Below are 25,695 nucleotides of genomic sequence, written 5' to 3' on the forward strand. Positions count from 1 at the left end.
TGAAAATACTGTTCATTTTTTATTTTAAGTCCATATTTCGGATATTCGTCTGCACATTCTTCCGGAAAAACCCGGCTGTCTGTCAGGATATTGTCGGCGAATGACGAAGTGCTCTTCGCTAATTATATAATAGAGGCGTGCAAAGAGTATATACATGAAATCCGCACTGCGGACCCGTCTTGCTGAAAAAATGGCAGGAGAAATCACGCTCTCTGCATCTCCCGGTGAGGCACTGAAGAAGTGGCGCCTTGCATTCAACATTGCCCCCGGAGTACTTGCAGATGAGATGAATGTCTCTCCGTCTGTCATCTCTGATTATGAGGGTGGCAGACGAAAGAGCCCGGGTACTGCGGTCGTTGGAAAGATTGTTGACAGCATTCTGAGTATTGATGAAGCGAATGGTGTCAGGAACATCAGCAAATTCGCCAAAATCCTCTACAATGACTTTGACCCTGACGTCATCTCTGACATGCATGACTACAACATGCCGATCCCGCTCACACAGTTCTCCAACGCGATTGCCTGCAAACACCTGGGGGGCTCCATGGATCAGCAGATCTACGGTTACACTGTTGTCAACTCCGAAAACGCTATTCTTCAGCTTTCAGCCAATGAGTTCAACCGGATTTATGGATGGAGCACAGAGAGGGCGTTAATCTTTACAAATGTATCAACCGGCAAATCGCCGATGATCGCAATCAGGGTGACACCATTCAAACCACGCTGTGTAATTCTCCAGGGGATATCTCCGGAGGAAGTACATCCGCTTGTTCCCCGCCTTGCTGAGAGTGACCGGATTACCCTGTTGTGCACTGAAATGGATGTCAACGAGATTGTCGATATTCTGAGGGAAGAATTATGGTAGGAATAATTACGTACGGCGCATACATCCCGCGATACCGCGTTAAAACCGAGGAGATTGCACGGGTATGGGGCGCAAACGGCGCCGAGATCGCCGCAGGTCTCGGTGTGAAAGAGAAGTCGGTCCCTGACCTTGACGAAGACACGATCACCATGTCCGTTGAGGCGGCACGCTATGCCCTGGCCCGCAGGGACATTCCGCGTGATGCAATTGGAGCCATCTACGTCGGTTCAGAGTCTCACCCCTATGCGGTGAAGCCCAGTTCCGCAACCGTGGGTGAGGCGATTGGCGCCACACCGGTGATGACTGCTGCAGACTATGAGTTTGCCTGTAAGGCAGGCACAGCGGCTATCCAGACCTGTATGGGCCTGGTGAAGTCAGGCATGGTCAAATACGGATGCGCCATCGGTGCAGATACGGCACAGGGCGCACCTGGTGACGCACTTGAGTACACCGCCTCTGCAGGCGGTGCGGCTCTCTTCATCGGGAATGACAACCCGATCGCAGAGTTCAATCATACCTGTTCGTTCACCTCCGACACCCCGGATTTCTGGAGGCGTGAGGGGCAGGAATACCCCAGCCACGGTGGGCGTTTCTCCGGTGATCCGGCATACTTCAAGCATATTCAGGGCGCCGCACGCCTGATGCTTGAGCAGATGGGCACAGCGCCGTCTGATTATGACTATGCCATCTTCCACCAGCCGAATGCAAAGTTCCCAAGGAAAGTGGCTGCGATGCTTGGGTTCACCTCAGCACAGATAACCCCCGGCCTTGCGGTTCCGCGCCTCGGAAACACCTATTCCGGTGCTGTCCCGGTCGGAATCTCGGCCACCCTTGATGTAGCAAAACCCGGCGACCGTATCTTTGTCACCTCATACGGGTCCGGTGCCGGCAGTGATGCCTTTGACATCACGGTGACAGATGCGATTGAATCAGATGTTTTCAACCGGTCTGCCGCACCAACCGTTGAGGAGCTTCTTGCAAACGGCAAGTACCTTGACTATGCACTGTATGCCAAACACAAAGGAAAGATCGTGATGCAGTAATGAGAGAAGTAGCAGTTGTTGGAATTGGTCTCACCGAATTCGGTGAGAAGTGGGACACATCGTTCCGGAATCTCTTCGTGGAGGCTGGTGCCCGGGCTCTGGAAGACGCAGGAATGAGCGGTGACCAGATTGACGAAATGTTTGTCGGAAACATGAGCGGTGGACGGTTTGTCCTGCAGGAGCACATCGGTGCCCTCATTGCAGATTATTCCGGTCTTACCAAAAACCACATCCCCTCCACCCGAGTGGAGGCGGCATGTGCATCCGGCGGTCTTGCCTTCCGGCAGGCATATGCAACGGTTGCATCCGGCATTCAGGACATTGTCATTGCAGGCGGTGTCGAGAAGATGACCGATGTAGGCGGCAGTGAGACCACCGATGCACTCGCAGGCGCAGCAGACCGTGAATGGGAGGGCCTCGTCGGCGCTACCTTCCCCGGTCTCTATGCGATGATTGCAACCGACTACATGAACAAATACGGCCTCACACGCGAGCAGCTTGCGATGGTCTCGGTCAAAAACCACCGCAACGGCGCCCACAACCCGATGGCACAGTACAGAAAGGAGATCACCGTTGAGGATGTGCTGAGATCAACTCTTGTTGCAGACCCTCTGCGGCTTCTTGACTGTTCTCCGGTGACAGACGGCGCTGCGGCAGTCATTCTCTGCCCGATGGAGATGGCACGCGAATTCACCGATACACCGGTGAAGATCCTTGCATCATCACAGGCATCCGACACGATTTCCCTGCACGACCGCCGGGACTTCTCGACTCTCGATGCCACCGTTGCAGCCGGCAGGCGTGCATTCCAGCAGGCCTCGCTCACGCCAAAGGATATTGGCATGGTCGAGGTGCATGACTGTTTCACCATCGCAGAACTCTGTGCAATCGAAGACCTTGGATTCTGTGCAAAAGGAGAGGCAGGAAAACTGACTGAGGACGGCCAGACCGCACTGGGCGGGTCCATCCCGGTCAACACATCCGGCGGCCTGAAGTCATGCGGCCACCCGGTCGGTGCAACAGGCATCAAGCAGGTATGTGAGATTGTTGAGCAGCTTCGTGGAGAGGCAGTCGGCCGGCAGGTCGATGCAGAGATCGGCATGACCCACAACGTTGGCGGAACGGGTGCGACGGTTGTCTGTAACATTCTGGGGGTCTAAAGATGTCGGTCCCGCGTTACTGGAGAAAGCAGCAGAACCGGTATAACCTGAAGGGCAACAAATGTGAGACATGCGGCCAGTATTTCTTCCCGCCGCGTGCCTTCTGCCCGGAGTGCCGGAGAGACGGAAAGATTGTTGACTATGAATTTTCCGGGAATGGTACGGTGCGTACCTTCTCGATCATCCGAACGGCAAGCGATGACTATGATATGCAGACGCCATACGCGCTCGCTATTGTAGAACTCGACGAAGGAACCTGCATGACAGCGCAGGTGATCTGTGAACCTGATGAGATATATCTTGGCATGCCGGTGAAGCGTGTCTTCAGAAAGATTATCGCTGAAGGCGACAGCGGTGTCATCGTGTACGGTACAAAGTTTGTGCCTGCATAACAGACCCTCATATACTAATATCCCCATTTTTCAGCGCGTTCATATGCCAAAGCATATTCATACCACTTGTCTATTCATTATATAATGAACCAGCTTCGTCATCTCTCCCCCTGGATGCGAAGAGGGGTGCCTGTCATTCTTGTTATTCTCATGCTGTGTAGTGCCGGTGCTGCGGCACCGCCGGTGTCCTGTGATGTACAAAAAAGCGATCACATTCTGATCATTCACTCGTACGGGCCGGATATGGACTGGGTGGGGGCGGTAACAGATGGCCTGGCCCGCGTCTTTCCGGCAGATGATCCGGATATTGTCATCTATACCGAGTATATGGACGGGAAACTCGTTTCGGATTCCCGGCACTATGAAAATCTCGCTGCAGTATACCGGCACAAATATGCTTCCATACCCATTGACCTGATCCTTGTCTCCGATGATGACGCGTATGCGTTTATCCTCGAATATGGGGATGAGCTTTTCCCCGGTGTTCCGATCGTTTTTTTCGGCGTAAGCGGGTATGACCCGGCACATCGGGAAGAGCTGCCGAATCTGACCGGGGTGGTCGAACGAACCCGTGTCGGCCCGACAGTCGATCTCATAACCACGCTCCAGCCCGGAGTGCAGGAGGTTTATGTGGTGAATGATCCGGGCACCACCACCGGCCGGTTCTTTGCTGCTGAACTGGTAGTAAAGGCAGCAGCGTATAACGGCACCCCTGCATTCCGTGCACATGGTGAGACTGATATGACTGTACTCTGTCATGACCTGCAGAACCTCACCCCCGGCACTGCCGTTCTTCTGATGGATTTCAACCGTGACAGTGACGGCCGGATGTACCGTGACGGTGAGATTGCCTGCATTGTCTCTGCCTGGTCCCCGGTGCCGGTGTATGGCATCTCTGATACCTTTCTTGGGCATGGTGTGGTGGGTGGGTGTTTTACCGACACCACCATTCAGGCGGAATCTGCGGCAAAAATGGGTGCAGATATCCTGAACGGGACGCCGGCGGGTGAGATTCCCGTATCTGCACCTCCTGAAGGACAGGTGTTCGTCGATTACATGGAGATGCAGAAGCACGGTTTATCGGTTGCTCTCCTGCCTGAGGGTGCTGTGGCTATAAACCAGCCGGATGGGGAGATTGTCCTGCCTGACTGGATGCTTGGTGTACTCATTGTGGGCGGAGGCGCCCTTATAGCGGTGGTTCTTGTGCTGGTCAGTTCTAACCAGCGTATCAGAAAAACGAAACAGGACCTGCATACGTCAAACCAAAAACTGAAGACCCTCTTTTCGGTAACCCGGCATGATGTCAATAATCAGGTGATGGCAGCCTCAGGGTATCTTGAACTGCTGAGTGATGACGTCACCGTTCCGGGCGTTCAACCCTTTATCCAACATATCCGGAAGGCGCTGCAGAATATCGAGGAACAGATCGCCTTTGCCCGTGACTATGAGAAGGCCGGTGCGTCTCATCCGGTATGGCAGAATCCGGCGGAGATCGCAGAACAGATGGCTGCCCGTCAGCATGCCGTCTCAGTCGATGTGGCGCTCTCCGGTATTGAGATATACGCCGACCCCATGCTGGAGAAGGTCTTTGCCAACCTATTTGATAACGCCGCCCGCCACGGAGAACATGCAACCCGTGTGCAGGTCACAGCCAGTCTCCGCGGCGATGCACAGGTTATTGTGGTGGGGGATAACGGGGCTGGTGTCCCCGATGAGAAGAAGCGGTTTATTTTTGAACGGGGATATGGGGCGAACACGGGATACGGGCTCTTTCTGGCTTCTGATATCCTTGCAGTGACCGGCCTCACGATCACGGAAACCGGAACATACGGGACTGGTGCCCGCTTTGAGATCACCGTGCCAAAGGGGCGCTGGCGCGTGAGCAGGTAAAAGGGAACGAGTAGGGGAGGGAAAAATACGCACTACGAATCTGAAGATTTTTTTCTTCACTCTGACCCATTGGTGCGGGTAATATCATACACCGCGTGATGCTGCGTGGGGGAGTATGAGCGGACCTGATACTCTCCCCTTATGGTGCAGGGATAGGCTTCAATCATCTCCCGGTATTCCCCCTCCCGCTCCTGCATCGCATAGAGATGGATGGTGCCGCCCGGACGCACGAGGCGGACAGCCGTTCCAAAGAATGGCACCGGGCTCATGGGGAGATTCATAATGATACGGTCAAACGAGCCCGTGGCCAGATACTCCGCCAGATGGCGTGCATCTGCAAGCATCGGGATGATGTTTTTGCGCCGGTTGAGCCTGATATTCTGTTCCATTAAAAGGACGGCACCGGGATTGATGTCGCCTGCAATGACGATGCCTGCCTTCTCTGCGAGTGCTATCGCAAACGGGCCGACGCCTGCAAACATATCGCAGACACGCTCCCCCTCTTCCATCAAAGAGACGATTCGCTGACGTTCATTTGCGAGGCGGGCGGAGAAGTAGGCGGCTTCAAGGTCTATTCTCAGGCGCATGCCATACTCCGTGCATTCTGTGGCGGTCACCGGTTCTCCTGCAAGCACCCGGAATCCCCGCGTCCGGTACTCACCGGAAACGGGGGTTTCTGCAAAGAGTACCGTGTGGATGGAAGGGCGTGATGCAAGAAGCATCTCTGCTTCGTGGACATCATCATCCTGCATAATGGCAATGCCACCCACCAGATCATGCCGGGGAAGGGGGATTGCCTTCGCATGTGCTTCACATTCCCATCGTTCGGTTGCCCGGGTGGGTTCTGTCACCGGAAAGAGCAGAAAGGCTCCGTCACGGGCGGGTTTGAGTGACGTGTCCAGCACGCCGTCACTGATCAGCTGCCGCCGCATGGGCTCCCCCTCTTTCACCGGCACGCGGACGCACCATTGTTCCTGTTTCACCTGACCACCTCCATTTATTGTCTTTCTCTCCTATGATATGTACATGGATGATTATATACAGCGGATACGGGATGGTTCGCTGAAACTCCATTCACTGGAAACAGAACTTCCTCCTGATGAGGCAATATCCGTTCGCCGTTCCTTTATTGAAGAGGAGACGGGGGTGTCCCTTGGTGTGCTTGGCGAGTATGCAATCACGACCGAGCGGGTCACCAAACGCAACTGCGAGAATATGATTGGCGCCGTTCAGGTGCCGGTCGGCGTGGCAGGACCGCTGCGGGTGAAAGGAGAGTATGCAGATGCAGCATATTATCTCCCTCTTGCCACAACCGAGGGTGCCCTCATCGCCTCCGTGAACCGGGGATGCCGGGCCATCACAAAGGCAGGCGGTGCTGAGGTGCGGATCCAGCGTGACGGCATGACACGCGCACCGGTCTTTGCCTGTGATAGTGTGCCGCACGCGGTGGAGGCGGCACGCTGGGTGGAGGATCATTTCATGGTCCTTGCAGAGGCTGCGGCCACCACGACCTCACACGGCCGTCTGGAGCGCATCACGACCCATATCGCAGGGACCAGCCTGTATGTGCGGTTTGAATTTTTTACCGGCGATGCGATGGGGATGAATATGGTCACCATCGGCAGTGAGAAGGCAGCAGAGATCATTGAGGCAGAGACCGGCGCCCGGCTGGTTGCACTCTCCGGAAACCTCTGCACTGACAAGAAACCCTCTGCGGCAAATGTGGTGATGGGCAGGGGAAAGACTGTTGCAGCGGGTGTATTCCTCTCCGATGCGATGGTGAAAGAGATCTTAAAGACCGATGCAGCTTCACTTGCTGAGGTCAACACACGGAAGAATCTGGTGGGCTCAGCCCGTGCGGTCTCTCTCGGGTTCAATGCTCATGCGGCAAATGTCATTGCAGCAGTCTTCCTCGCCTGCGGACAGGACCCGGCGCATGTGGTGGAGGGCAGCAATGCGATTACCACCGTGGACCCGGTGGATGGCGGAGTCTATGTCTCGGTGACCCTCCCCTCCCTGCAGGTGGGAACCGTGGGTGGCGGTACGGCGATTGAGACGCAGCAGGCATGCCTGCAGATGCTCGGGGTCGCAGGCGGCGGAGTGCCGTCCGGGGCCAATGCGCGTGCCTTTGCAGAAATTATTGCAGCAGGCGTACTCGCAGGAGAACTCTCCCTGCTTGGTGCGCTTGCGGCAGGACACCTGGCCCGGGCGCACAAGCAGCTTGGCCGGGGATAAACCCTATTTTTTAGGTAAACCAGCGCATCATCAGGACAGCATCTTCCCCATTGCTGTAGTAGCTGTCCAGCATAAAGACCTGTGTATACCCGTATTTCTGGTAAAAGCGTTGTGCGTCCTCGTTTGAAACACGCACCTCAAGCTGCATTGCTTCTGCCCCGAGGACCATGCATTCAAATTCAATGCGCTGCAGCAGTCTGCCGCCGACTCCCTGTCTCTGGGAAGATGACGGGACTGCGATATTCATGATGTGGCCATAGACGGCATCTCCCGTATCCTCCATCCCTGCGGAGACAAAACCGATGATGGTACCGTTTGTCTCTGCGACAAAAAAGAGGCCGGGAAACAGGTACAGCGCGTCCCGAAATGCAGATTCATCCCATGGATCGGGAAACAGTTCATGTTCAATTGTACAGATGCCGGGCAGGTCAGCCTGCCGGGCCCGGCGAATCCGGATGTCAGTATTCTGCATTCACTTATGTACTCCGTTGCGGATACTGATATTATATCTGAAGATCAATAAATGACGCACCCGAAACCTACAGGCAGGAATTTTCGTTATGGTCCATATATTTAGTTTCCAGGCATTTCGCCCTCCGGCAGCAGAGGCACAGCATATCGCCTCCGTCCCATATGATGTGGTATCCACTGAAGAATCACGCGCAGCCCTCGCAGAAAATCCGCAGAGCTTTCTGCAGGTCATCCGTTCGGAAGCCACCCTTCCCACAGATACAGACCCCGCAGCAGCGGTGGTTTATGAGACTGCTGCGGCAAATCTGCAAAAGCTGATTGACGACGGCCTTCTCCTGCAGGACGATGAGCCGGGCATCTATCTCTACCGGGTCAAGCAGGGCGGCGCTATCTACACCGGATTTGTGGCAAATGTGAGTGTGGATGATTACCGGAACAACAAAATTAAACGCCATGAGCATACCCGCTACGACAAGGAAGAGGACCGGACGCGCCATATTGACACAACCAATATGCACACCGGCCTTGTAGTCCTCCTCTACCGTGATCCGGGGGAGATCTTCCCCTACATTGCCTCCCTCATCCCGGAAGGTACGCCTGACGGTGTCGCAAAGAGTGCCGGTGCGGTTCATGAGGTATTCCGCATTGCTGATGCAGGGGCAATCGCCACCCTGCAGGAGATGTTTGCCGGCGTTGATGCCTTCTATATCGCAGATGGTCATCACCGTGCCAAGTCCTCGGTCAATGTCGCAGATAAGCGTGGTGAGGAAGGGAGGCTTACGCCCGAATCCGAACGGTTTATGGCGGTAATTTTTGCTGAGAACCGGGTGAAGATCCACGGTTACAGCAGACTGGTCGGGGATCTGGGAACCTACACTCCTGAGACGTTCATGGCCGGACTCTCTGAGATATTTACCGTGAAGCCATACGGTGAGATTGAGGATACGGTCTTCTGCATCCCGCCGCTTGTCGAGTCTGCAGAACCGGTGCACGTGATGCACATGTACATGGCCGGTGCCTGGTATGAGCTCTCCTGCCCTGTGGACCCGGCAGCAGACCGGATTGCCTCACTGGATGTTTCTATACTCCAGAAATCGGTCCTTGAGGGGATGCTGGGCATCACAGACCCGCGTGGCGACCCGCGTCTGCAGTATCTGGGCGGTGCACGACCGCTGCGTGACCTGCAGGATCGTGTGGATTCGGGTGAGTTTATGCTTGCCTTCTCTATGCAGCCTGTCCGGGTGGATGACGTGCTGGGTATTGCAGATGACGGCGGTGTGATGCCTCCGAAGTCCACATGGTTTGAACCAAAGCTGCTCAGCGGTCTTGTGCTTCATTCACTCAAATAATTCTTTTTCTCGACAATTTTGCTGAATTCGTCTGTATTTTTTAAATTCGGGTCAATTCGAAAAGATATTGAATTGCCGGGAGTCATATCAATATTTATTAGCCGGTATCACAAAACATTCACTACGGAAGGCTTTCTGTATGAGTAAATATGGGGGGGGGCTTCTTCTGCTGTTCGTGGCTGCGGCATTCTGCTGTGGCTGTGTGGGAGGAGATTCGATATTTTCAGGGGGGCATTCCCAGACATTTGGGTCGGACATTTCCGATGAGCGAAGCGTGGGGGTGACCCTCGATGAAGCGCTGGCTGACCTTGGCGCCAGCCAGAATGAAGAGATGATCTCATTTCATAACCAGTCGTTTCTTGCCGTGCGGGGTATACAGATGACGGGGGACGGGCGTGCCTTGTCATGGGCGCTTTTTGTACGGCCGGAGAATGAGGACCGGACGGTCGTTCTTATTTATACTGACCGGGGCTGGAGCGAGTATGACTGGTCACGGACTATTCCCTATCTGCCCGTTGACCCGGCTGATATTCTGTCTCCTGATGAACTCCTCCGTCTTCACGAAGATGAACTTTCGGGATATTTCAGCGCACCGGGCACCGAGGCGGATATATTCCTGAGTAACGGCACCTATGTGGCTACGGTCTATGGTTCGGATCTCTATGAAACATTCCGGTTTGATGCATATACAGGGGAGTGGATGCAATAAGACACATAACAGATGAGGATGGAATCCTCTCAATCGATTTTCTCGCCGGATTTACCGTATTTATTCTGGCACTTATTATGGTCATATCGCTTGTGCCGGGGTTTCTTGCAGGCATTCAGAGTGAGAATATTGACTATGATGCTGTTGCCTACCGCACGTCGGTGATTCTGGTGGAGGACCCGGGTGCACCACAGAATCCATCATGGAATCTGATGGGGGCCTATGACATGGAGCATAAAGACGACATCCAGCGTCTGGGCCTTACGGTATCAAAGGATACTCCCAATATTCTGTCGCGGGAAAAGGTCGATAAATTCTTTAATCGCACTCCTGATTTCACGTTCACGGCAGAGGATTATCGTGAAAAAGTCATCTTTGGTGATTTCACGTATCTCTATAATATCTCCCTGAGACTGGAGACCGAAAGTGAGTCATATTATGCCGTTGGCGGGGATGAGGTCCCGACCTTCCAGTATGGGTATATGAGGCGCCTGGTCAAGGTGAAAGAGCCCTCTGTTGCGGAGATCAACTCGACTCGACTTGGTCCTTATACTGGTGTTATTGATAAAAATATTACAAGCACCTCCGCAGATTTTGCGGTGCAGATCCCATACGATGTCCTTATTAACCGGTCTGTGAACCCTGCATACCGGATTGATCCGCAGTCAGAACAGCTTATGATCAATCTGACAGGTCTGTGGTCTCACCTGAATGGGACAGACATTGAATCGATGAATTTCACCCGCATGGGGCTATACAAGCAGCTTGATGACGGGAGCACGATTCTCATTCCGGGTCTTTACCCATGGGCAAATGACACCTACTCGCTGAAAGTCAACGGAACTGCTGTTCCCGCAACCGGCGGTTCGCCAGAGTCTGTCAGCAACAGCTCAGTGATCACAATGGTGCTCTACCCTCCACTGCCGTTTTCAAATGAGATTACGAGTGTTCTGAATGTGAACTTCAATTTCTCCTATGTGTATGCAAACAATATCACGGACCACAATTATCTGACTGGTGCATATCAGTATGACTACACTACGAATGTGACACAGCCGGAGCTCGTGGATGCTGTGATGGAGGTGGCGATATGGTGATGAATGACGAAGGGCAGCTCTACACGATTGAGGGCATCACCGCAGGGGTAATCATGCTCGTGACGGCGTTTACGATTTTTAATACCGGCATTGTGTATACCCCGGGGGATGCCCATATAACGGATATGCAGATCCAGCAGCTGGGGTATGACGCCCTGCTGATGATGGATACGCCAGCAGATTCATCTCCGCTTTACGAAAGTCCGCTTGCGAAGATGATTCAGGGTGATCATGGGGACCAATTCAAGTATGAATTTAATGATTATTTGAATAAGCATACCGGGACTACTGAGATTGTGGATAGCCTTGAATACAATGCAACGGTTTTCAACAGGGATGGAGATACTATCCATTCATATCAGTTCAGTAATTCTACGATGTATGAAACAAGCCAGCTGACACGTGAACCTGCGATCAGTGTGACACGGTATGTCTGGCTGTCAGACAGGCCGTTTGTATCTGGTTATGACACCGGCAAACAACTGGTCCTCCTGGAGGTGCTCATATGGAGGCGCTGAACGACGATGGACAATGGATTGTGATGATGGGTTTTCTCGTTGCAATCGGCATGTTTATGCTGGCGGTCGTGGTCAGCCAGGCGCCGCTTGTGGGCCAGACGACCGCTGAATCGGTGATGGAGTTCCCGAAAAATGAGGTGCAGGACCTCAGGGGAAAATTGGTCTCGATGGGGAGCAACTCGCCAACGAGCACTCTTCAGGAACGTTTCAGGGAAGATATGGCCCTCCTTTCTATGTCTCGCAACAACGCAATTGCAACATACTCGATTGATGGAGGGAACATGACTGCCGCTGGCACATATGAGGATATTTTCTATACCTATCATGAAATTGACATCCATTACAACAATGGCGTCACCGAATACGATGAGGCTCTGCTGCTGCCTGAGAGGAGGCCCTGAATATGAAAAAGATGTTCCGAAATCTGGATGATGACGGCGTCTCATCGATGACAGAATATCTCACGATCACGTCTGTTCTGGTCTGCATGTTTGTCATCATGATGTTTGTTGTGAATGCCGGTCTGATTGAAGGTCCGGCCGATACCCTCAAATATCACTCCTATGTGGATATCGGAAACGGTGTGAGTGTGCGGATGGTTGACCTTTACACCATTTCACCGGGGGACGGGACCATCCGGACGCAGTTTGACCTTCCTGATACCGTGGCGGGAGAGGAGTATGAAGTGAGACTGGGTGGTTTTGAGGAGAGCCAGTACATTACGGTTACCGATGGGTCTGTTTTTGCAGAGGTGGCAATCTCCGGCATTGGTGCCAGCAGGGGGGTAACCGGGAATACCACCGGTGGCGGGTATAATTTGATCTCCTATAACTCTTCAGGGGTGTGAGTTTCGATGAAAACAGATATACGAAAAGATGAATCAGGGGTTTCAGAAGCGATCGGGTTTATTCTGGTATTTACGATTGTCATTCTGGGAATTTCAATTGTGACACTCTATGGATACCCCGTGCTTGCAGATGCGCGAATCAGTTCAGATGAGAAGATTATGGAGCAGAATATGATTGTCCTCCAAAATGACATCAAGATTCTGACCAGAAACAATGTGCCGTACCGTGATACGACCATCGGGGTGTCGGGTGGCAGCCTGTTTGTGACCAATTCAACGGAGGCAGAGAATGCGGGCGGTGAATATTTCACGCTGACGTATGATGTGGCTAGTGTGACTGTCTTTTCAGATGTGTACTATCCAGGATCGCTGGAATTCGTCTCCGATGAAGGGACGGCGGTGATCTCGGTAGCCAATGGCGCAGTGGTCAAACGTCAGCTGGATCAGGATGGTTCGAGCATGGTCTCTGATCCCCGCTGGTTTTATGATGAGAGGGAGGGGACCCTTGTCATCTTTATGACAAACCTGACCTCACCACGGCCGATGACCCTCGGTGGCATCGGGACTATACAGATGGCGATGCTTAAACCCCCTGCGGTCCACGACTTTGGTGACTCCGGAACCGTGGAGATAGAATATTTCCACGACTCGACTGATGATTTTTCACGAGCATGGGAGAACTATTTGACCGGTCCTTATATCGTGCAAAGTGGTTTCTTGAAGGTAGTCTCAGGAAATCCAGATGTCTACCAGCTGAATGTCGACCGCCTGGTCATAAAAGAGTATACAGTTGAGATCCTGGGAATATAATCCCTGAATCATTTTTGATTGTCTGTTGTGCTTCAGCCATTTTTCCGCTGCATCCATGATGTGACACGGGTTCACACATCAATTCCCAGAAATGCCTGAGGACAAAAACCTTTTTGAATCGTTCAGATTCAGAAATGTCTGTTCTACTGGACGCACTCTTCGTACGGTCGAATATGACGCGTTCCTAAAAAAGAATATTTGGATAAAATGCCGGAGGTTATATCCAGAATTATGTATATTCAGAGATATTTATTGCGCTGCAGCCATTCCCGCTGTGGCCGGGTGTACCGGTATATGATGTCGCACTTTTCGTCCTGAAATGCCCACGGCACGACAATTAACACATCGCCTTCACGAATCCAGACCCGCTTCTTGATCTTCCCCTTAATGCGTCCGGTCCGTGTGATTCCGTCAAAGCAGCGCACCCTGATATGGTTTGCACCAAGCATGAGATCTGCTTCCGCAAACATCTCCTTATTTCTTTTATTGGGCAGTTTCACCCGCACGATTGCAGGTTCTTCGGCCTGCCCGCTCTTTTTTCTGTTTTGGTTTGCCAGAAGACTCACTCCTTTTATATATATGTGTCCTCTTCTGATAAAAAGGTCATCCATGATGGTGGTTGAAAAAATATCCTTGAGTATGCCTTTTTCTTTGCAATTGATGGCCATATCGTCGATGATCTGACAGGACTACCTGCGGCTGAGACACGGCCGCCCTCCTCCCGGTCCACCCGTGGTACCGCCTTTTTCTCTTATCCGGTGCCTCCAATTGCATAGTTCCGGGCTGGGCATGAAATTTTGGCTTCCTCACAGTCCTGCGCGGGATGGTGCGAAAAAACGCCGGACCGGTAAATATCCGGGTGCTGAAATGTGTTATGCCAATTGTATTAGCCAATTGTATTACTATTATGGGTGGATGATTCCTTTCTGTCGACTACACCGGTGTCCATCCTTCCGCGCCTATCAGGGGAACAAACCGCACTGCACCATGATGTGAGACGGTCAGGTCGTCTCCTGTTTTATGGATACAGGTCAGTACCTGCAGATCCCTGTCTCCGACCGGAAGCACCATTCTGCCGCCGTCAGCCAGAAGTGCCGTTAGTGAGGGCGGCACATCCGGTGCTGCAGCAGTGGTGATAATGGCATCAAAGGGGCCCTCGCTCTCCGGCAATGCCGTCCCGTCCCCGGTGATGACGATGACACCTTCCACGCCCGCATGCATCAGGTTCTGTTGTGCAAGGAGGGCAAGTTCGGGAATCCGTTCTACTGCTGTGACCCGGCAGCCTATCCGGGCGAGGACTGCTGCCTGATAACCGGATCCCGCCCCGACCTCCAGCACTCTGTCACCGGGTTTTGGCTTAATCAGGGCGGTCATCATTCCCACGATATACGGCTGAGATATGGTGGCCCCATATCCGATGGGAAGCGGGCAGTCATCGTAAGCGTCATCCTGCAGGTTTTCCGGAACAAAAAGGTGGCGTGGCACGCGGCGCATAGCATCGAGGACTACCGGGTCTGAGACTCCCCGGGCTGCAATCTGCCTGTCAACCATATGGTTGCGCTGGGCAGTATACCAGATGTCTTCTCCCATCTGCATGGTATCTCCTCCTGAATCACTAATATCCTCTTTCCTGCAGGGATGAGACAGGTAATTGGCCTCTCGCGGCGCCTGTGTCACACCGTCAGGAGTGTCTGACCAGGGCCTGCGGGATTATATAATGTCCGGGATGCCACTGTTTCCCGGTCCCTGATGTGTCTCCCGCACACCCGATGCAGTACAGCAGGACCTGCTTATTTGGTTGCTTATTTTGGTGGATGCAGGCAGAACCATCCGCCCGTAAGCGCATACTTCTCTGCAACCTCACAGTTCGGGCAGTTGCAGCCCTTGCTTTTGCAGTCTGCTTTTTTTGTCGTACCGCGTGCACAGAAGAGTGCGTGCGGTTCCGTGTCCATGAGTTTGTTCTCCTGGAATGTCGGACAGGGTCCGCAGAATCGTTTACAGATCTCCAGATTCTCAGGTGTGTCTGGTACTTTCATCTATTCCCCCCTTCCACTCAGTGAATGGATACCCTACCTCCTCCGTTATAATATTTAAAATGTGGATGCACCGGTTCAGCGGGTGCATCACACATACTCAGGTGTCATATCACCGGACATACCGTATGCCGGGTGATTTTTGCCAGCGCCCGTTCTGGCGCTCTGGTGCCCCCTTTTTCAGGACACGGGGACCAGGCTGATTTTCTCTCATTTATCTGCGCCGAATAGGTATCTCTTCCAGATCTCAGGGGTCATCTCCGGCGGTGTGTAATACTCAATCGTCCCGGCGGTAAAGACCAGAAGAACGAAATCCGGGTTATCGATCGATCCAAAATATTCCGCAAACATCGGGTTCCAGTAGCGTTCTTTTGTTTCCCGGTCTTCATGCACTTCTGCCTTGGCACGAATCCCGACATACGGGTCGGTAAATTCCTTCCCTGACCATATTGAGATAGCAGCCTCCGGACGTGCCTTCAGTTCTTCAACCTTGCGGGTGCTCTTCATGGTCCCTGCAACCAGGGTCATATCATCATATCCACTGAGTGCCATGAAACGCACTGCAGGCCGGTCTCCTGCTATGGTGGCAACTGCGCCTACATGTATGCCCCCAATCACACCGATGATCTTCTCTGCCAGTTCCATGGTGACCCTACTCGCAGAGTGGAAATAAATAGATGTTGGCGGCAGGTAGTGTGGACAGGTACCGGAATACCCGGCCCGGGGTGGATTTCACGCCATATCCGGTGTGGACAGCGGGATAAAGGCCCGATGGCATACGTGGTCCCTGGGAGCAGGAGGTCTGGTCTGGTCGTACGGGATGGGTCAGAAGATATTATCGTACGGCAGAAGTATATGTGCCCGGGTGGGTTCCGTGTGGGATCAGGATGATGTGGTGATAATTCGCGCGGTGTATTCCGAATCTTTGTCTGACCTGAGGTATGAATCTTTGATTCCGGTCTGCAGATTTTTGTCATTTAGGCTGCATGAAGCGCATTAACCGTTTTGGTTTGTTTCCGTTGATTTCACAGATTATGCCGGTGAGCCATAACCGACTGCGGGACTTTGCCTAATTGTGGTCGTCCGGGGTCATATTGGCATCTCCTCAATACAATATATAATGAAGTACTGGCGCGCATTATAATAGAATGGAAAACTTTTTTCGCTTCTCGACATTTCCCATATCACCGGAAATAATCAAGGCAATAGAAGATATGGGATTCGAAGAGCCCACACCGATTCAGGTGCAGGCAATCCCCCCCATTCTTGAAGGAAAGGACGTGACCGGACAGGCACAGACCGGTACCGGAAAGACCGCAGCATTCGCCATTCCGGCACTTCATGCTGTTGACCTGACCTCTACAAAGACACAGGTTATCGTACTCTCACCGACCCGTGAACTTGCGATCCAGACCGCAGAAGAGTTCAACCGGCTTTCAAAATACATTAGGAAAGTTCATATTCTTCCCGTCTACGGCGGCCAGCCGATTGAACGCCAGTTCCGCGCACTGAAAGTGGGTGTACAGATTGTTGTCGGCACCCCCGGGCGTGTGCTGGATCATCTGGACCGTGGGACACTCTCCCTTGACAATGTAAAGATGGTGGTCCTGGATGAGGCCGACCAGATGCTTGACATGGGATTCAGGGAGGACATTGAGAAAATTCTCGCAGAGACCCCGAAGGAGAGACAGACTGTGCTCTTCTCTGCAACAATTCCCGCACCAATCAAGGAGATCTCACGCCGGTTCCAGAAGAACCCCGAGTTCGTGCGTGTGCAGCACCGTGAACTGACGGTTCCGCAGATTGAGCAGCTCTACCTTGAAGTGCGCAACCGGGAAAAGAACGAAGTGCTCTGCCGCATCCTTGAGATGTATGATCCTGAGCTCGCACTGGTCTTCTGCAATACCAAGCGTGCTGTAGACGAACTGATGACCCAGCTGCAGACCAGAGGATACTTCTCAGAAGCGCTTCATGGCGATATGAAACAGTCGCAGCGTGACCGGGTAATGGCAAAGTTCCGCAGGGGTGCAATTGACGTCCTTATTGCAACTGATGTTGCAGCACGTGGCATTGATGTGGACGATGTGGACCTTGTCATCAACTTCGATGTTCCGCAGGATGTGGAGTACTATGTGCACCGGATCGGACGGACAGCACGGGCAGGACGAGAGGGACGTGCGATTACCTTTGTCGGCCCGAAGGAGATCTACAAACTCCGGTCCATCCAGAAGTATGCACATATCACAATCACTGCTATTCCTCTCCCCACTGCCCGGGACGTTGAACGGACCCGTATGCGCAATCTGATAGAGAAGATCAAGGAGAGCTCTGATGATGGTGACAATGAAAAATATGTGGAGATCGTCGAGCAGATCATGGTTGACGGCTACACCTCCCTTGACATTGCCGCAGCGCTGCTGAAGATGAAACTGGATACCGGTTCCGATGCGGATGAGAGCTCCTCGATTCAGGCAGATAGTTTTGGCCACTCAGGCATTGTTCAGCTCTGCATGAACCTCGGCAGGGAAGACCGTATCCGGCCAAAAGACATTGTCGGCGCGATCACGGGAGAAACAGGCATTACCGGCAAGGAGATTGGCGCCATCAGCATCTTTGACACCTACTCCCTGCTGGAAGTCCCCCAGGAAAAGGCAAAGCAGGTCGTTGAGGGAATGGTTGGGAAATCTATCGGCGGGATTAAACTTGTCAATGGGAAAACTCTCGGCTTTGACTGCCCAAAGAACGAAAGATCCCGGAAAAAACGGTATTAAATTTGATTTTTAGCCGGTGAAACCAGACAGGGGCAGGCTGCCCCTGTAATACACTGGTTATTCCGTTTTTCCCATAGACTCTTTTTTCCTGGTACCTGCACCAGCCCGGTTTTACATTGCCTCAACCCGGCGGAAGCGAAAGATTATCCGCCAGTCCTGCTGTTCCCGGAGGGTGACCTCGTTCATCTCCTCAAGATAGTCACAGAGATCTTTCATGTTCTTTGCATGCTGGATCTGGTTTCTGATAGCCGTGATATGGCGGACAGTGTGTGCATAGCGTTCGGCATTGCGCTGGTATTCCCGCTGGAGACGGAGTGCAGCAATGGCTGAACCAACTGCAGGGAGGGTGATGGTAAAAAAGGCAAGAATCATCGGTATGCGAAACGGGTATTCCGTTTCCCAGTGGCCGATTCCGGTTGCATGCAAAACCGCGAGGATGAGAGTGATGGAAAAGATTGCCACACCGGCACGGGTCAGAAGTGTGAGGCTGCGGCGTGCAGCATTCCCTGCCCGTTCATAGTGTCTCAGGCGGTTTGTAATCCAAGCAGACCGAAAAAAGTTCTTGATGGGTACATACGGTGTATCAAGGCGACAGAACTGGATCGGTCGTGAGCCCATAATCTCTTCAAACGCCATGACCATCCAGTCGTTTGGGCGGTGGGCAAGGCTCATATGAGGTGGCGTATCCGGCTTTTCACACTGGATGCAGATGATGCAGAGGAAAAATGCAGCACGCAGGCGTTCTGTGAGAAAGTTGTAGTCAATCCAGCGGCGGTGATAATCACCGTGGCGTGACGTATACATCAAAAGAATGATCAGTGAGATCTCAAACACTTCCAGCCAGACCAGCCATGGCAACTCCGGGAGAAAGAGGGTCTGGAATGTGATGGTTGCAACGGCAAGGGCGGCAAGCAGGGAGACGCATGTACCTGTCCATGTATGCAGGCGCTGGTACTTATTTGCCAGAATGCGTGTCCGGGTGAAATATGGGAGTAAAGATCCATAAATCGGCTCCAGAATCTCGTCGTTCAGTGATGCCTTCTCCGATTCCCTGCGCAGAGATGAAAGATACCGCTGGTATGTGGTGATATACAAATCGGGGTTGATATCTTCCTTATTATACTGGTTGAGCTCTGCATAGGAATCAAAGATCATGTCGTCATGGGCCAGTTCATAGTGGCTGCCGTTCACCGGATTTACTGCAATGATAGTCCGCCCGTGATTGCGGGCAAGATCGAAGACACTCCCCGGCCGGTAGAGGTCAGCACCGGGTTCCCATTCTCCGACAAGGAGCGCCAGCGTGCACCAGTCGATGATCGCATCATGGACCGGGTTGTATCCGGGGGTTGCGTCTTCTTCATGAATTATTTCAATATCATGATCTACATCCCCTTCAAACGGGCAGAGGCTTTTATCCGGTTGATCCTTGCCACAATATATCAGGGCTATCTCCGGGGGGCGGGCGCCCTCCCAGATACTGTCTGCAAGGAGGGCCTCAAGGATGATGTGCTCCGGCCCTGCCTGGTGGGGAAGGAAGAACCGGTAGGAATGAGGTGTACCGGCGAGAACATTCTCGAGGCGAAGAAACACATTTTTTATTGTCTCCAGAACAGGGCCGGCAGTGAAGTGGTGCTCTGTGACGATGAGGCCAACCTGTACGGATGCAGCGAGGGGGCCAGGCGGATACATGGAATCCCGGGACGAAGTGATTGTCTCTGCATTTCTCTGGCGGAGTTTCCTGTGTTCCGTACGTTTCTTCATTTCTCTAGTGTATCCTCCTTTTTGAATGGCAATAAAGGTTTCACGTGAAAACCGGCGAGATCAGTGTGCATATCTTTCGATATTTCTGAATACTCTTTTGGTGTCGTGACGGTTTTGTATCCAAAGCACTGCTTGTCACCCCCACTTTCCTTCGCCGGAAAAATCCCCGGATTTCTTGGGTAAAGGTATTTCTTCTCTGCCGGAAATCCAGACTATATCCCAAACAGCATGAGAGGGAGAGAATGACATATGAGCGGAAAAGGCGGCGGAACCGGCGGGGGGACAGGCGCGAATACAGGTGGGAATACAGGTGGGGGAACGGGTACCGGTAGTGGAGGGGGAGGAGTTGCTGCAAATCTCATTCCCCGTGCGGCAGGGTTTGCGTATGCAATTATAGTGGTATTTGCGCTTGCAATACTCTGGTATACCGGGAAAATAAATCGGAAAAAGGCGTTTGTTTTTTTACTCATCTCCACAGCACTGGGATTTCTGATCTTTGCTCCTGTTGCGCCGCATAACTTCCAGCAGTTGATTCTCCGGGACGCTGTATCGCTGGGCGCCTCCCTCCAGGTGGCAGCTGCCGGGTTGACTCTGATGCTGATTCTCTCTTTGGTGTTCGGGAGAATATTCTGCGGGCATATCTGTCCGGCCGGTGCCGTTCAGGAGCTTGCCTCCCTCGTTCCCCTGCCCAAATGTGGACAGAACGGGAAGTTGATGTCTCTGGGTATCCGGGCGGTTGTTTTTGTGATTGTTCTTGCAGCGGCGTTCGGGTGGTCTGTCGGAATTATCGATTATTTTGGCCTCAAAGAGTTCTTTTCATTTGATGTGACGTCTGTTCTCTTCTATGTCTTTCTCGGGGTGCTGCTTCTCTCAATGGTGGTATACCGGCCATTCTGCCGGTTCATCTGCCCGTACGGGCTGCTTTTATCCCTCACCGCGGCGGTGAGCGCCTTCAAGTTCCGGCGGACAGATACCTGCATTCAATGTGGACGCTGTGAGCGGGCCTGTCCCACCGATGAAGCGAAGGTGGGCGACCGGAAATCGGAATGCTATATGTGCGGCCGGTGCGTTGAGGTCTGCCCGGTAGCCGGGGCCCTCGTATACCGGCGTTCAACGGGCAGATGGTCGGCAGCAGGCATCCGGGATGAGAAGGAATAGGCAGGAAGAAATTTCATTGCATTTTTCCTTTTTCTGATAGAACGGGATTATTCAGTCATCTCTTTGCCTCTGCCGGGAATCTGGATGGAACATACTCTGCGACAGGTCATCATGGGATCGGAGGGGTGCTTTTTGTTATGTGTTCCTGCCGGTTTTCTTCGATGCAATGGCATCTGCCGCGAGTGCAGCGGTTGAAAAAGCTGCCTGCAGGTTATACCCGCCGGTGTCGCCATCGATGTCTGTCACCTCCCCGATGCAGAAGAGCCCGGGCACTGTTTTTGCTTCCATGGTCTTCTGCCGGATGGCATCACGTGCCACCCCGCCCCGTGTTGCCATCGCCGTCGCATACCCTTCTGTTCCTGCCACCGTGGACGGGAAGTCTGTCAGATGCCTGATGAGGGTGTTTCGGTTTGGTTTGGTGAGATGGGCGCAGGTGGCATCACGCGGGATGCCGGAGAGTTCAAGCATGCGGAGGAGAAACCGGACGGGTATACCTTTCTCTGTGAGCACAGTCTTTACCTGTCGGTTTTTTCCATCTGTGATGGCGTCGGTCAGCTCCTTTCTGGCATGGTCCTGACCCGTGGCGGCTATAAAACCCACGTGCAGGCTGTCTCCGGGACGGACATACCGGGAGATATGCAGGGCACCGGGGCCGGAAAAGCCGTTTACCGTGAGGATGATGTCCCCGGTTACCTCCCGTATTTTTTTGTTCTCCCGGTAGAGGGAGAGCGGGACACCATCGAATGATATACCGGTTAAATCACGGAAGGGATAGTCCCTGATGATGATGGCAGCGAGTGCCGGGCCTGTCTCGGTGACCGGCAATCCCAGCATACCGGCGAGTGTGTATCCGTCTCCCGTCGACCCGGTCGCCGGGTAGGAGGCCCCGCCGGCTGCGAGCACGACATGCTCTGCAATATATACGGCATCTCCTGTCCTGACTGAGAAAAGGCCGTCTTTATGATCGATTGCCCGGACAGGCTCCCCACACCGGACTTTAACTCCCGCACGGTCGCACTCTGCAAGAAGGATGGAGAGGACATCCTTTGCGGTCCCGTCTGTGGGAAAGTATTTGCCGTTTTCATCGGGGGTAAAGAAGAGGCCGCGGTCTTTGAAAAATGCCAGCAGGTCAGAATTGGTGAAGTTCATCAGGGCAGGGCGGAGAAATTTTCCGCCATCCCCGTAATGTGCCGTAAACTCAGCCATTGATCCGGTATGGGTGAGATTGCACCGGCCCGCTCCTGTGATGCAGAGTTTTCTCCCGCAGGAAGGCATCTTCTCGAGGACCAGGATGCGCCGGTTGTTCCCTGCGGCACGGCAGGCACAGAAGAGCCCGGCAGGGCCGCCTCCGATGATGATGGCGGTATATAGTCTGTCTGTTCCGGCACTGTCAATGCCTTTGGCACTATCTTCTGATGTCATATCTGGTGGGAGAGTAGTCTTTTGTGTTTATGCAGTATTACCCCGCAGGTTCTGCCGCCTGCCGGGGGTCGGGGCCGACCGACCTTTCGCTCATTCTTTTCCGGGGGATGGAACCCGGAATGATGCATGTTTTTTCTCCGTTGCTGCAAACAGTTCATCGCATACCGGGGGGAATTCACGGGACAGGATCTTTACCCCAACTTCTGTTATTCCTCCGGGGGTGGCCACCCGGCTGATGATATCTGCACACGCCGTTCCGGGAATCTCCAGCAGGGCGGCTGTGCCGATGAATGTCTCGCGGGCAAGTGCTTCTGCCTCATCTGCGGGAACCCCAGTCATCCGGGCTGCGGATGCGGCAAATTCACGGACCATTGCCGCAAAGAATGCCGGGGCACAGCTGGTGAGGGTGGTATAGGGCTCGATATCCGGCTCTGAAATGATGACCGGGGTGCCGATGGCCCCGAAGAGGGAGATGACCCGTTCGTGGTCGGCCTGTGTGGTACGATCTGAAAAAACGATGAGTGAGACCCCCTTCAGCTGTTCTGAGGTGACCGAGGGTATCACCCGCGCCACCCGTGCGGGAATCAGGGATTCGAGTGCGCTCAGGGGCACATCCGATGCAACCGAGATGAGCAGTTTGTCTTCAGTCAGGAGGTCTTTTACCTCCTCCATGACCGGCATCACGTCCGGCTGTCTGACACAGAGGAGGATAACATCTGAGTCTTTTACAAGTGTACGGTTGTCGTCTGCGGTCTGTATCCCGGTTTCTGCGGCAATTGCAATACGCGCCTCCGGTGTGCGGTTTGCAGCACAGAGGTTTTGGGGAATTGCTGCACCACCCCTGAGAAATGACCTGATGAGCATGCCCCCCATGCTCCCCGTCCCGATGACTCCTATCTGCCTGTCCATGCTCTCTTTCACACCCTAAGTATACATGTTCTATCAGGTTTAAGGGTGTCTTAGCTGCTGCCGGCCAGACATTCATGGTCATTCATCCTTCCGGCGACATGTCTTTTCCGTCTCCGGTGCAGGCTGTCCGTTTGGCAGCAGATGTGCGTGATATCACGGCGGAATAGTGCTCCCTGCAGGGTACCTTCCACTCTATTCGTTCCCGGATACCCCTGTGACCACATGTTCGTACTGCTTTCCTGCAAAAAAGGAGGTATTCTCATGATATATATACAGGATGATAATTATGCCAGAATCAGATTCCTGCACACCATGACCATTTCAGGTTCTTAGCGGGTTATAGCAGGTGCACATGCCTCTGATCGAAAATGTATTTGAAAAACGGGATGATATTGGTTTGCACCTCAAGGTTGCATGGCAAAGGGTTGTTCATTCAGAATATATGGGTTGTGTTCACGATTTTGTGAGTCAGGTTGCTATCATATGTCTTTCCCGGTGTAAGATGGTGCAAAAATCGAAAATGTGTGTTCCGGAATAACGGGTGAGGTTCTCCTCTCTAAAAATCTCCTGAAATGCCTGTTGTCTATCTTGTAGATTGCTGCCCCTAATTTTTATCAATGTGGATATCTCATTCCGGCTTTTTTGCTTACATGAGTTGCTATACCGGTATTTTGAGGAGAATATCGTGCCTTGTTTATATCCTCAGTACTCAATATATGTTCATGTACACTCCCCTGTCAGGGACGTATGAAAACGGTGGGATATCATGAATGGAGGGGAGCGACTGAGGAGATCCATTGACTCATATTTCGGCATTCAGGAGGCGGGAAGCACTATCCGCCGGGAATGCATGGCAGGGTGTATCACCTTCATCGCGATGGCCTATATCATCATTGTCAATCCCTCCATTCTGAAGGATGCCGGCATGCCCTTTGGTGCGGCCATGGCGGCAACCATTCTCACCGCTTTCTTTGGGACCCTTGTCATGGGGATTTATGCAAACCGTCCGTTTGGGGTAGCGCCGTATATGGGTGAGAACGCATTTGTCGCCTATACAGTATGCGGAGTGCTGGGATACTCCTGGCAGACTGCATTGGGGGCCATATTCGTTTCCGGTGTTCTTTTTACCCTCCTGACGGTAACAAAGTGGCGGGTTGTGTTTACCGGGGCTGTCTCGGTCTCTATGAAGAATGCAATTGCGGCAGGTATTGGCCTTTTTATCACATTTGTTGGTCTAATCCAGAGCGGCATCATAACGACCGGCGTGGAAGGCGAACCACTGATGATTGGAGACCTGCAGGATCCTGCACTGATCGTTGCCGTAGCAGGGTTTCTCCTGATTGGCGTCCTTATGGTTCGGAAGGTGCATGGAGCTCTTTTGATAGGAATCATTGTAACTGCCCTGCTTGCATTTATCTCCGGTGTTGCACCCCCTCCTGAGGCTGTTGTGTCATTGCCTCCGTCTGTTGCAGAGACATTTCTCCAGCTGGATATCGCAGGGGTCTTTACCTGGGGTATGTTTGCCGTGGTGCTCTCTGTCTTTACCATGGACCTTCTGGATACGATGGGAACGCTTATTGGTGTGTCCGCACGTGCCGGTTTTCTTGATGAAAACGGGAACCTTCCGCACGCAGAGAAACCCTTTCTGGCTGATGCGCTCGCAACCACGGTGGGGGCTCTCCTCGGGACGACAACCACCGGTGCATATGTGGAGTCTGTAACCGGAATTGAAGCAGGAGGGCGGACCGGACTGACGGCTGTGGTTGTGTCTCTTTTGTTTCTCGCAGGACTCTTCTTTTATCCCCTCTTTATTGCCGTTCCTCCACAGGCAACCGGAGCTGCTATGGTCTTTATCGGACTGATTCTCATGACATCAGTAGGAAATATCCGGTTCGATGATTACACTGAGTCCGTCCCTGCATTCATTGTTATCACGATGATGGCCTTCACCTACAATATCGGGGTTGGTCTCTGTGCAGGATTTGTCCTCTTCCCTTTTTTTAAAGTCATATCCGGGAGATTTCGTGATGTGTCACCTGCAGGGTGGCTCCTCTGTGGGTTGTGCCTGCTCTTCTTTGTCTTTTATCCGTACTGAAGGGACACCGGATTCCGGTGCTTCTGTCGAACTGGCGTTGCCCACATAGAAAAACAACTTTGCCCGTATGGATTTTAAATGCCGGTCCGTGATATGCTGGTTTGAGAAGGTTCTGATTCTTCAGCCCTCCTCATCGGTGAGCATGAATCATAAAAATGCG

At 52.9% G+C, this 25,695-nt stretch carries 25 protein-coding genes; 16 read left to right on the plus strand and 9 right to left on the minus strand.

Annotation, left to right across the window (positions count from 1 at the left end; all coding sequences use genetic code 11):
• The first annotated feature begins 154 nt into the window (after positions 1–154).
• The 5 genes from L1S32_RS11470 (at position 155) to L1S32_RS11490 (ending at position 5,350) form a co-directional block, all read left to right on the plus strand.
• Complete coding sequence (locus L1S32_RS11470) at positions 155–865, plus strand: transcriptional regulator (protein ID WP_278155232.1); 711 nt, start codon at positions 155–157, stop codon at positions 863–865.
• Positions 859–1,908, plus strand: a complete 1,050-nt coding sequence (locus tag L1S32_RS11475; RefSeq protein ID WP_278155233.1) for a hydroxymethylglutaryl-CoA synthase — start codon at positions 859–861, stop codon at positions 1,906–1,908. Before L1S32_RS11470 ends, L1S32_RS11475 begins: the two co-directional genes overlap by 7 nt.
• Complete coding sequence (locus tag L1S32_RS11480; RefSeq protein ID WP_278155234.1) at positions 1,908–3,068, plus strand: thiolase domain-containing protein; 1,161 nt, start codon at positions 1,908–1,910, stop codon at positions 3,066–3,068. Before L1S32_RS11475 ends, L1S32_RS11480 begins: the two co-directional genes overlap by 1 nt.
• A 2-nt stretch (positions 3,069–3,070) precedes the next feature.
• Complete coding sequence (locus L1S32_RS11485) at positions 3,071–3,460, plus strand: Zn-ribbon domain-containing OB-fold protein (protein WP_278155235.1); 390 nt, start codon at positions 3,071–3,073, stop codon at positions 3,458–3,460.
• An 84-nt stretch (positions 3,461–3,544) separates the two neighbouring features.
• Complete coding sequence (locus tag L1S32_RS11490) at positions 3,545–5,350, plus strand: sensor histidine kinase (RefSeq protein WP_278155236.1); 1,806 nt, start codon at positions 3,545–3,547, stop codon at positions 5,348–5,350.
• A gap of 56 nt (positions 5,351–5,406) precedes the next feature.
• Here the strand turns inward: L1S32_RS11490 and L1S32_RS11495 are convergent, their stop codons facing one another.
• A complete protein-coding gene (locus L1S32_RS11495; RefSeq protein ID WP_278155237.1) occupies positions 5,407–6,333 on the minus strand; it encodes a class I SAM-dependent methyltransferase family protein in 927 nt (308 codons plus the stop codon).
• A 43-nt stretch (positions 6,334–6,376) separates the two neighbouring features.
• Here L1S32_RS11495 and hmgA point away from each other — a divergent pair, with 43 nt between their 5' ends.
• Positions 6,377–7,585, plus strand: a complete 1,209-nt coding sequence (gene hmgA, locus L1S32_RS11500) for a hydroxymethylglutaryl-CoA reductase (NADPH) (RefSeq protein ID WP_278155238.1) — start codon at positions 6,377–6,379, stop codon at positions 7,583–7,585.
• 10 nt (positions 7,586–7,595) lie between these two features.
• Here the strand turns inward: hmgA and rimI are convergent, their stop codons facing one another.
• On the minus strand, positions 7,596–8,057 hold the full coding sequence (rimI, locus tag L1S32_RS11505) for a ribosomal protein S18-alanine N-acetyltransferase (protein ID WP_278155239.1): 462 nt from the start codon (positions 8,055–8,057) through the stop codon (positions 7,596–7,598).
• An 88-nt stretch (positions 8,058–8,145) separates the two neighbouring features.
• Between rimI and L1S32_RS11510 the strand changes: the two genes are divergently transcribed.
• The 7 genes from L1S32_RS11510 (at position 8,146) to L1S32_RS11540 (ending at position 13,386) form a co-directional block, all read left to right on the plus strand.
• The gene (locus L1S32_RS11510; protein ID WP_278155240.1) at positions 8,146–9,405 is read left to right on the plus strand and encodes a DUF1015 family protein; all 1,260 of its coding nucleotides are present in this window, start codon (positions 8,146–8,148) and stop codon (positions 9,403–9,405) included.
• 139 nt (positions 9,406–9,544) lie between these two features.
• Entirely contained in the window at positions 9,545–10,114 is a 570-nt protein-coding gene (locus tag L1S32_RS11515) for a hypothetical protein (RefSeq protein WP_278155241.1), read from the plus strand.
• Positions 10,102–11,211 carry a hypothetical protein gene (locus L1S32_RS11520; protein WP_278155242.1) on the plus strand — a complete coding sequence of 370 codons (1,110 nt, stop codon included), beginning with the start codon at positions 10,102–10,104 and terminating at the stop codon, positions 11,209–11,211. Before L1S32_RS11515 ends, L1S32_RS11520 begins: the two co-directional genes overlap by 13 nt.
• The gene (locus L1S32_RS11525; RefSeq protein WP_278155243.1) at positions 11,205–11,729 is read left to right on the plus strand and encodes a hypothetical protein; all 525 of its coding nucleotides are present in this window, start codon (positions 11,205–11,207) and stop codon (positions 11,727–11,729) included. The genes L1S32_RS11520 and L1S32_RS11525 overlap by 7 nt, the downstream gene beginning before the upstream one ends.
• Positions 11,717–12,130: a hypothetical protein gene (locus L1S32_RS11530; RefSeq protein ID WP_278155244.1), complete on the plus strand. Its 414-nt coding sequence runs from the start codon at positions 11,717–11,719 to the stop codon at positions 12,128–12,130. Before L1S32_RS11525 ends, L1S32_RS11530 begins: the two co-directional genes overlap by 13 nt.
• Positions 12,131–12,132: 2 nt before the next feature.
• Positions 12,133–12,576 carry a hypothetical protein gene (locus L1S32_RS11535; RefSeq protein ID WP_278155245.1) on the plus strand — a complete coding sequence of 148 codons (444 nt, stop codon included), beginning with the start codon at positions 12,133–12,135 and terminating at the stop codon, positions 12,574–12,576.
• Between the two features lie 6 nt (positions 12,577–12,582).
• Entirely contained in the window at positions 12,583–13,386 is an 804-nt protein-coding gene (locus L1S32_RS11540) for a hypothetical protein (protein ID WP_278155246.1), read from the plus strand.
• A 239-nt stretch (positions 13,387–13,625) separates the two neighbouring features.
• Here the strand turns inward: L1S32_RS11540 and eif1A are convergent, their stop codons facing one another.
• From eif1A to L1S32_RS11560, 4 genes are all read right to left on the minus strand, one after another.
• Positions 13,626–13,952: a translation initiation factor eIF-1A gene (gene eif1A / locus L1S32_RS11545; protein WP_278155247.1), complete on the minus strand. Its 327-nt coding sequence runs from the start codon at positions 13,950–13,952 to the stop codon at positions 13,626–13,628.
• 367 nt (positions 13,953–14,319) lie between these two features.
• Positions 14,320–14,982: a protein-L-isoaspartate(D-aspartate) O-methyltransferase gene (locus tag L1S32_RS11550; RefSeq protein ID WP_347403352.1), complete on the minus strand. Its 663-nt coding sequence runs from the start codon at positions 14,980–14,982 to the stop codon at positions 14,320–14,322.
• Positions 14,983–15,188: 206 nt separating this feature from the next.
• On the minus strand, positions 15,189–15,422 hold the full coding sequence (locus tag L1S32_RS11555; protein WP_278155248.1) for a DUF2769 domain-containing protein: 234 nt from the start codon (positions 15,420–15,422) through the stop codon (positions 15,189–15,191).
• Positions 15,423–15,629: 207 nt separating this feature from the next.
• Positions 15,630–16,064 carry a pyridoxamine 5'-phosphate oxidase family protein gene (locus tag L1S32_RS11560; protein WP_278155249.1) on the minus strand — a complete coding sequence of 145 codons (435 nt, stop codon included), beginning with the start codon at positions 16,062–16,064 and terminating at the stop codon, positions 15,630–15,632.
• A 503-nt stretch (positions 16,065–16,567) separates the two neighbouring features.
• On the opposite strand from L1S32_RS11560, the gene L1S32_RS11565 reads away from it, so the two are divergent.
• Entirely contained in the window at positions 16,568–18,190 is a 1,623-nt protein-coding gene (locus tag L1S32_RS11565) for a DEAD/DEAH box helicase (protein ID WP_278155250.1), read from the plus strand.
• A gap of 111 nt (positions 18,191–18,301) precedes the next feature.
• Here L1S32_RS11565 and L1S32_RS11570 read toward each other — a convergent pair whose 3' ends face one another.
• Positions 18,302–19,951 carry a hypothetical protein gene (locus L1S32_RS11570; protein WP_278155251.1) on the minus strand — a complete coding sequence of 550 codons (1,650 nt, stop codon included), beginning with the start codon at positions 19,949–19,951 and terminating at the stop codon, positions 18,302–18,304.
• Between the two features lie 249 nt (positions 19,952–20,200).
• Between L1S32_RS11570 and L1S32_RS11575 the strand changes: the two genes are divergently transcribed.
• On the plus strand, positions 20,201–21,109 hold the full coding sequence (locus tag L1S32_RS11575) for a 4Fe-4S binding protein (protein WP_278155252.1): 909 nt from the start codon (positions 20,201–20,203) through the stop codon (positions 21,107–21,109).
• Between the two features lie 135 nt (positions 21,110–21,244).
• Here the strand turns inward: L1S32_RS11575 and L1S32_RS11580 are convergent, their stop codons facing one another.
• Both L1S32_RS11580 and L1S32_RS11585 read right to left on the minus strand, forming a co-directional pair.
• A complete protein-coding gene (locus tag L1S32_RS11580; RefSeq protein ID WP_278155253.1) occupies positions 21,245–22,531 on the minus strand; it encodes an NAD(P)/FAD-dependent oxidoreductase in 1,287 nt (428 codons plus the stop codon).
• Positions 22,532–22,621: 90 nt separating this feature from the next.
• On the minus strand, positions 22,622–23,440 hold the full coding sequence (locus L1S32_RS11585; RefSeq protein WP_278155254.1) for a pyrroline-5-carboxylate reductase dimerization domain-containing protein: 819 nt from the start codon (positions 23,438–23,440) through the stop codon (positions 22,622–22,624).
• 766 nt (positions 23,441–24,206) lie between these two features.
• Here L1S32_RS11585 and L1S32_RS11590 point away from each other — a divergent pair.
• The gene (locus L1S32_RS11590) at positions 24,207–25,535 is read left to right on the plus strand and encodes an NCS2 family permease (protein ID WP_278155255.1); all 1,329 of its coding nucleotides are present in this window, start codon (positions 24,207–24,209) and stop codon (positions 25,533–25,535) included.
• Positions 25,536–25,695: the final 160 nt, after the last annotated feature.

Origin of the sequence: Methanogenium sp. S4BF, assembly GCF_029633965.1 — an archaeon.
Classification (GTDB): Archaea; Halobacteriota; Methanomicrobia; order Methanomicrobiales; family Methanomicrobiaceae; genus Methanogenium.

What these genes read in the sequence shown, in the direction of transcription:
- L1S32_RS11470 (WP_278155232.1), top strand. Translation starts at nt 155, where the DNA reads ATGAAATCCGCACTGCGGACCCGTCTTGCTGAAAAAATGGCAGGAGAA.
- L1S32_RS11475 (WP_278155233.1), top strand. Translation starts at nt 859, where the DNA reads ATGGTAGGAATAATTACGTACGGCGCATACATCCCGCGATACCGCGTT.
- L1S32_RS11480 (WP_278155234.1), top strand. Translation starts at nt 1,908, where the DNA reads ATGAGAGAAGTAGCAGTTGTTGGAATTGGTCTCACCGAATTCGGTGAG.
- L1S32_RS11485 (WP_278155235.1), top strand. Translation starts at nt 3,071, where the DNA reads ATGTCGGTCCCGCGTTACTGGAGAAAGCAGCAGAACCGGTATAACCTG.
- L1S32_RS11490 (WP_278155236.1), top strand. Translation starts at nt 3,545, where the DNA reads ATGAACCAGCTTCGTCATCTCTCCCCCTGGATGCGAAGAGGGGTGCCT.
- hmgA (WP_278155238.1), top strand. Translation starts at nt 6,377, where the DNA reads ATGGATGATTATATACAGCGGATACGGGATGGTTCGCTGAAACTCCAT.
- rimI (WP_278155239.1), bottom strand. Translation starts at nt 8,057, where the DNA reads ATGCAGAATACTGACATCCGGATTCGCCGGGCCCGGCAGGCTGACCTG.
- L1S32_RS11510 (WP_278155240.1), top strand. Translation starts at nt 8,146, where the DNA reads ATGGTCCATATATTTAGTTTCCAGGCATTTCGCCCTCCGGCAGCAGAG.
- L1S32_RS11515 (WP_278155241.1), top strand. Translation starts at nt 9,545, where the DNA reads ATGAGTAAATATGGGGGGGGGCTTCTTCTGCTGTTCGTGGCTGCGGCA.
- L1S32_RS11525 (WP_278155243.1), top strand. Translation starts at nt 11,205, where the DNA reads ATGGTGATGAATGACGAAGGGCAGCTCTACACGATTGAGGGCATCACC.
- L1S32_RS11530 (WP_278155244.1), top strand. Translation starts at nt 11,717, where the DNA reads ATGGAGGCGCTGAACGACGATGGACAATGGATTGTGATGATGGGTTTT.
- L1S32_RS11535 (WP_278155245.1), top strand. Translation starts at nt 12,133, where the DNA reads ATGAAAAAGATGTTCCGAAATCTGGATGATGACGGCGTCTCATCGATG.
- L1S32_RS11540 (WP_278155246.1), top strand. Translation starts at nt 12,583, where the DNA reads ATGAAAACAGATATACGAAAAGATGAATCAGGGGTTTCAGAAGCGATC.
- L1S32_RS11550 (WP_347403352.1), bottom strand. Translation starts at nt 14,982, where the DNA reads ATGCAGATGGGAGAAGACATCTGGTATACTGCCCAGCGCAACCATATG.
- L1S32_RS11555 (WP_278155248.1), bottom strand. Translation starts at nt 15,422, where the DNA reads ATGAAAGTACCAGACACACCTGAGAATCTGGAGATCTGTAAACGATTC.
- L1S32_RS11560 (WP_278155249.1), bottom strand. Translation starts at nt 16,064, where the DNA reads ATGGAACTGGCAGAGAAGATCATCGGTGTGATTGGGGGCATACATGTA.
- L1S32_RS11565 (WP_278155250.1), top strand. Translation starts at nt 16,568, where the DNA reads ATGGAAAACTTTTTTCGCTTCTCGACATTTCCCATATCACCGGAAATA.
- L1S32_RS11570 (WP_278155251.1), bottom strand. Translation starts at nt 19,951, where the DNA reads ATGAAGAAACGTACGGAACACAGGAAACTCCGCCAGAGAAATGCAGAG.
- L1S32_RS11575 (WP_278155252.1), top strand. Translation starts at nt 20,201, where the DNA reads ATGAGCGGAAAAGGCGGCGGAACCGGCGGGGGGACAGGCGCGAATACA.
- L1S32_RS11580 (WP_278155253.1), bottom strand. Translation starts at nt 22,531, where the DNA reads ATGACATCAGAAGATAGTGCCAAAGGCATTGACAGTGCCGGAACAGAC.
- L1S32_RS11585 (WP_278155254.1), bottom strand. Translation starts at nt 23,440, where the DNA reads ATGGACAGGCAGATAGGAGTCATCGGGACGGGGAGCATGGGGGGCATG.
- L1S32_RS11590 (WP_278155255.1), top strand. Translation starts at nt 24,207, where the DNA reads ATGAATGGAGGGGAGCGACTGAGGAGATCCATTGACTCATATTTCGGC.